The organism is Catonella sp. (genome assembly GCF_052169795.1).
Lineage (GTDB): Bacteria > Bacillota > Clostridia > Lachnospirales > Lachnospiraceae > Catonella.
The window spans coordinates 1-5,128 of sequence record NZ_JBQNBU010000119.1; the positions used below are offsets into that span (position 1 = coordinate 1).

Consider the following 5,128-nt stretch of genomic DNA (forward strand, 5'->3'; position numbering starts at 1 on the left):
ACATAATCGTAAGGAATTCCCTCTTTTTTCAGAGTCTTTTCATTCATACCGGTGCTTGCCGCATACATATCAAAAATACGCACGGTAGAACTTGCCATAAAACCTCTATTAACAGAAGGAATTCTATAAAGATGATTTGCAACTGCTCTGGCTTGCATCTGTGCAGGCCAAGCAAGAGGGAGTCTTGTCTGCTTTCCTGAGAAGAAATCGGTTACTTCAATTGCATCTCCCACTGCATAAATATGTGGATCATTTGTCTGATAATGACTATCCACTAAAATTCCGCCCTGCTCTCCAATCTCAAGACCGGCTGCTTTTGCAAGAGCTGTTTCAGGCTTCACACCGATTGCCATTACTACAACATCTGCTTCTACTTCTTTTCCGGAATCCAGCACGATATTTTTCTCTTTTATAGCCTTGATTCCATCACTAAGAATAAGGTTTACTCCATGATCCATCACTTCCTTATGAAGAACATGTACCAATTCTTTATCATAAGGAGCCATAATCTGATCCATAGCCTCTACAAGAGAAACTTTAAATCCGGCTTCTACAAGGTTCTCAGCTACCTCTACACCGATGAAACCACCACCGATTACAGCAATATTCTTTGCTCCATGAGCCTGAATATAATCATCAAGTTTTCTGATATCCACTACATTTTTTACAACAAAGACATTTTCATTACCGATGCCTTCGATACTTGCAGGAAGGATGGCTTCTCCACCCGGAGAAAGTATAAGTTCATCATAAGACTCATCGTACTCTGTTCCATCTGCATGATTTTTTACTTTAACTTTCTTATTTGCCCTATCAATAGAAATGACTTCATTTTCTACACGAGTATCAATATTATACTGCTTCTTAAACTGTGTAGGATTCATAAGAATGAGGTTATCACTCTTTGCAATCTTTCTGGAAAGGAAATAAGGAAGTGCACAGTTACTGAAAGATACATGAGGTCCCCTCTCAAAAACCGTAATATCTGCACTTTCATCTAATCTACGAACTCTCGCAGCTACAGATGCTCCACCTGCTACACCACCAACAATTAAAATCCTCTTGCCCATAACAAATTTTCCTCCTTTAATTTTATAATTAGTTTTATTTTACTTTACACTTCACAAAGAACCTATTTCCTATAAAACCGCCCACAAACAGGAATACTAAATAAATCCAACCTGAAAGTGACATATTGGATATTGGTGCAAAAAGAGCTCCTGCATTACAACCGTTACCAAGTCTTGTTCCAAATCCCATGATGAATCCACCAAGAGCGAAGAGCCAAATATCTTTCACTTTAAAATCTGCAATTCCATCCTTAAACTCGAACACAAATCTGCCCGCCATAAGAAGGTACATAACAGCACCAATGAAAATACCTATATTCTGTATACCACCGCCATACTCTAAGAAAGGCTTGGCATAATCATCAGGAGGCATCTGTGCAAATTCTGCAAGTGTTTCGGAACTAACACCGAATAACTGCAGGAAATTACCAAACCAAATACCAAAAGCGGTAGTAACACCCCAACTCTTTTTAGTTACTCCAAGTACAACAGTAGCCATAACAGCAAGACCGATAGCTCCCTGATTTAATGTCCAAGGTCTTGCAAAAATATAGTAATAAGTATCTTTACTAAAGAATTTTCCGTTTTTTGTATCAAGTTCAAAAGGAGTTTCCTGTACTGTTTCCATGCCGATACCTGAAAACTCATTTTTAGCTCTTTTCATCTTCTCATACCAGAAAGCATAGCCTACAAGAGCCAAAGAGAAAATTCCTGTAAGAACAAGACCTCCGATATAACCATTTAAAGGATCGCCTGGGAATAAATCCGGAAGAAATACACCCTTTCCCTGATAAGAACTTGAGCTGAATAAAGTATCCTTAATCCAACTCTGAGTATGCTGAAGACGGAAACCGAGATATACACCCGGAAAGAAGAAAATCAGAGTGACAATCGCTCTGGGAGTTCCGTTTGCAAGGTCTGTTAAAGCTCCGGAAGCACAGCAAGAACAAAGTGCCATACCAAAACCGAACAATAATGCTCCGATTACAAGGCCTAAATTAATAGCCTTTACAGAAAGCTTATAGCTTTCCGGATCTCCATTAAAATACATCAGTGCCACAAAAAGAACAGCAGAAACGAAAAACATAAGTGCCATAGACCTCATAAGCTTTGTAGAACCGCCACGAAAAGCACGGTTTACAGAACCGGCAAATCCCGTATAAGCCCTCATAAGTACATAACCGAAGCCCAGACCCACTAAAAGTCTGCTTCCCACCTTCATTTGTGTCGATGCGAAAAGCAGTACCGCTAAAAGCAGCCAACCTATAACAGGCTCTACCTTGCTTTTCATAAACTCTTGTTTCATAGTATTACCTCCCTATATAATTTTTAGAGTTTCTTTTTGAAAACACGAACTTTTCTACTTTAACCATTGCCAAATCTCTTCCGTGATTTTTTCCTCATCAGAAAAATCAGTATATTCCTTTACAATATAACTTGGTCTTGATTTTAAGACAATCAGTCTTGTAGCAAGCTCCAGTGCTTCTTCAATATCATGTGTCACCATAATAATGGTGCATCCCGTATGTTCCCATAGGGATTTAATCAGCTCTCTCATACTCTTTCTTGTGACTGCATCAAGAGCTCCAAGCGGCTCATCCATAAGCATCATCATAGGTTTATTTACAAGAACTCTTGCAAGTGCTGCTCTCTGTTTCATTCCTCCGGATAATTCATGAGGATAGCGATTAAGAAAACCGTCAAGCCCGACTTCCTTAATAAAATCCGAACAGAGTCTTTCAATTGTTTCCTTCTCAACATTTCTCATCTTCAAACCAAAAGAGATGTTATCTTTTATCGTAAGCCATGGATAAAGAGTCGGATCCTGAAATACAAAACCTCTGTTAAAATCCGGTCCTTCAACTTTCTCTCCCAAAAACAACACTTCACCGGAAAGTGGCTTTTCAAAGCCTGCAATCAAATTTAACAGTGTACTCTTTCCACAACCGGAAGGCCCTAAAATCGTAATAAACTCTCCTTTATTTACCTCTATACTGATATCATTTAAAACTTGAAGGTTATCTTTTCCATCTGAAAACTCCATACTCACCTTATCAAGTTTTAAAAGTTTACTTTCTTCCATTTATTTCCTCCACCAACATCTCCGCATACTTAGGCTCAATAAAGGTTTCAAGCCTTTCTATATCAGGCTTATCTGTTAAAGACTGTTGTTCATATAAAAAATGTGCAGTATCAATTACTGTATCAGTAAAATCTCCTCTTTCTCTGCTATTTCCAAGATACTTTTTCTGAATCAACTCTTTAGCATCAAGATGAATTGAGCCTTTCACCTGAATATCAACCTCTTCCTTCGTTTGTCCCAAATAATCCGATAGAACCTCTACAACATTTTCATGATTATTTTTTATATCTATCTTTGCCCGATTCAACGCTTTTAAATAACTCACTACAAGCTCCGGATAACGATTTGCAAAGTCTTTTCTTACAATTTCAACATTTGCTGTAATCATTCCTCTTTTTGCAAGGTCTTCACTTGTAATAACGGAATAACCTCCATCTTTTACCATTTTTGAAAGTGTAGGCTCCCAAACATAAGCTCCATCTATTTCTTTTTGAATAAAGGAACTATAAATTTCGGGCATCTGCATATCAAAAAGTGTCACATCTTCTTCTTTTATCTCAGCCACTTCAAGGCTTTTCAAAATACTGTAATGAGCAGTCGAAGTAAACGGTGCCGCAAGTTTTTTTCCTTTCAAGTCCTTCAGCTCTTTTATACCGGAATCTTTTCTTACAATAAGCTGCTCAGCGGTAGAAATAATATCATGAATCCAAATACATTCCACCTTCATTCCATTTGCAAAACCAAGGATAGCAGAAGAACTTCCAAGCATTGCAAAATCAATATCTTTTGATACAACAGCATTCCGAATATCCCCTGCCTGAAATTCCAAAATTTCCACAGGCAACTTAAATTCTTCTTCAAAATACCCTTTAACAATAGCTAACATTTCATCATTTGGAAGTTGTTGTGTTCCAATTACAATTTTTGTAGGATAACCGTTAGAAACTCTTTTTTCCATACAGCCTGACGAAAAAAAGAGACATCCCAAACACATCAAAACTAAAAATAACCGTTTCAAAAAGAACTACTCCTTCCCATTCCAAGGCACTAATTTTTTCTCTAATTTTCTAAGCCCAATATCCATAAGAATACCCGTAAACCCCATCAAAAAAATTCCAACAAAAATAACATCGGAACGCATAATACGGCTGGCATCAAGCACCATCCAACCAATTCCTGAAGTAGCCGCCACCATTTCGGAAGAAATCAATGTAGTATAGCCAACTCCAAGTGCCGTCCTCATTCCTACTAAAATAGAGGGAAGTGCCGCAGGAAAAACCACCTTGCGAAAAGCCTGTCCATGAGAAGAGCCTAAACTATATGCACAATTCAAAAATCTTTCGGGAAGTCTTGTCACTCCTGCTGCACTCGCAATAAAAATTGGGGTAAAACAAGCAACAAACAAAAGAGCTATCTTAGACTCATTTCCAATCCCTAACCAAAGTACTAAAAGCGTGTAGTACGCAAGAGGCGGAAGTGGTTTTACAAAATCAACAATTGGTTCAAAAACTGCCCTTGCCTTTTTACTAAAACCCGCCCACAAACCTAACGGTACTGCAACTATCGTAGCAAGTACAAAGGCTGCAAGTAAACGATATAAACTGGAACCTAAGTGAAATAACAAAGATTGTCTTTTATAACCTTTTTGTAAAATCTCAAAAAAAGCAGAAACCACAGTTTTCGGCGATGGAACAATGAGAGACTCAACAAGATGAAGAGAGGTAATCAACTCCCAAATTAAAATAATAATACCGATTGTAGTAATTGTTATTATGCGATTATCTTTAATCTTCAAATCTACCCCCACTTTTTGTTCAAATTATATAACGATTCACTATCCTTATAAATAACTAAATAGTTTCTCCTCTTGTTTTATTTAAAATCGTTAATAAATTATCATTTTTTTTGTTCAACATTCTAATTATATCATTTTATACCATTAAATCAATAAGAATTTTTATTTTATCTTTTTTTT

At 37.2% G+C, this 5,128-nt stretch carries 5 protein-coding genes; all 5 read right to left on the reverse strand.

Going from position 1 to position 5,128, the window contains the following annotated elements; all coding sequences use genetic code 11:
- On the reverse strand, nt 1-1,070 hold a 1,070-nt coding region (locus ACTTKP_RS11065; RefSeq protein ID WP_442553960.1), incomplete at its 3' end, for an FAD-dependent oxidoreductase.
- 34 nt (nt 1,071-1,104) lie between these two features.
- Nucleotides 1,105-2,376, reverse strand: a complete 1,272-nt coding sequence (locus tag ACTTKP_RS11070) for a YeeE/YedE family protein (protein WP_442553961.1) — start codon at nt 2,374-2,376, stop codon at nt 1,105-1,107.
- A gap of 54 nt (nt 2,377-2,430) precedes the next feature.
- Complete coding sequence (locus tag ACTTKP_RS11075) at nt 2,431-3,153, reverse strand: ABC transporter ATP-binding protein (protein ID WP_442553962.1); 723 nt, start codon at nt 3,151-3,153, stop codon at nt 2,431-2,433.
- Complete coding sequence (locus ACTTKP_RS11080; protein ID WP_442553963.1) at nt 3,140-4,111, reverse strand: taurine ABC transporter substrate-binding protein; 972 nt, start codon at nt 4,109-4,111, stop codon at nt 3,140-3,142. Before ACTTKP_RS11080 ends, ACTTKP_RS11075 begins: the two co-directional genes overlap by 14 nt.
- A 66-nt stretch (nt 4,112-4,177) precedes the next feature.
- Nucleotides 4,178-4,948, reverse strand: a complete 771-nt coding sequence (locus ACTTKP_RS11085) for an ABC transporter permease (RefSeq protein ID WP_442553964.1) — start codon at nt 4,946-4,948, stop codon at nt 4,178-4,180.
- Between the last annotated feature and the right edge of the window lie 180 nt (nt 4,949-5,128).

Excerpts from the sequence above, each read along its gene's own strand:
- ACTTKP_RS11080 (WP_442553963.1), bottom strand. The coding sequence starts at position 4,111 with ATGGAAAAAAGAGTTTCTAACGGTTATCCTACAAAAATTGTAATTGGA.
- ACTTKP_RS11075 (WP_442553962.1), bottom strand. The coding sequence starts at position 3,153 with ATGGAAGAAAGTAAACTTTTAAAACTTGATAAGGTGAGTATGGAGTTT.
- ACTTKP_RS11070 (WP_442553961.1), bottom strand. The coding sequence starts at position 2,376 with ATGAAACAAGAGTTTATGAAAAGCAAGGTAGAGCCTGTTATAGGTTGG.